The sequence below is a fragment of the Methanobrevibacter cuticularis genome (assembly GCF_001639285.1).
GTDB lineage: Archaea > Methanobacteriota > Methanobacteria > Methanobacteriales > Methanobacteriaceae > Methanobaculum > Methanobaculum cuticulare.
Window position 1 is genome coordinate 1 of record NZ_LWMW01000065.1, and the last position, 618, is coordinate 618.

A 618-nucleotide genomic window follows, 5' to 3' on the forward strand; every position below is an offset into this window, starting at 1 on the left:
ATTTTATTTAGGAGTTTTTTGGCTTCTTTATTCCATTTTAAATTTTTAAGTTTTACAAAGTAATCCTTATTTGGATAATTAAAATCAATGTTTTTATCAAAATTGTCTAAGAGTATCATAATTCTATGAGAGAAACCAAAAACATTAGAAGGAGTAATTTCCTTTTTATTCAAAGTTGAAATTATGAATACAATCTCAATTAAAGCAGCATAATCATCAATACCTATTGCTCCTTTTATTATTCTAGGGAGAAGATAATAAAATTTACTTGGGAAAAGAACCTCTTTAGAATATTTAATCTGAGGAACTTCCATAATAAAACTATCTGGAGCCCATAGAACATAATAATTAGAATCTGAAAAACAATCTTGAAGTTTTCCAATATTCCTAATCAAATTTTTAAATCCTTCAGAATTTGAAATCATCCAAATAGATTCAAAAATAATATTCAAACCACTAACATTAGAATAATCTATTAATATCTCATTTACAGAATTTTTTATTTTTTCTCTTTCCTTAATAATTGAATCATCTACATTCATATAAAAATACTCCATTTATAGTCGAAAAAATCTTATTTTAATAATATTTTAATGCTTAAAATGATAAAATAATAGT

At 22.8% G+C, this 618-nt stretch carries 1 protein-coding gene; it reads right to left on the reverse strand.

Features of this window, described 5'->3' with window-relative positions:
- On the reverse strand, nucleotides 1–542 hold a 542-nt coding region (locus tag MBCUT_RS02050), incomplete at its 3' end, for a hypothetical protein (RefSeq protein ID WP_157082432.1).
- Nucleotides 543–618 lie beyond the last annotated feature (76 nt).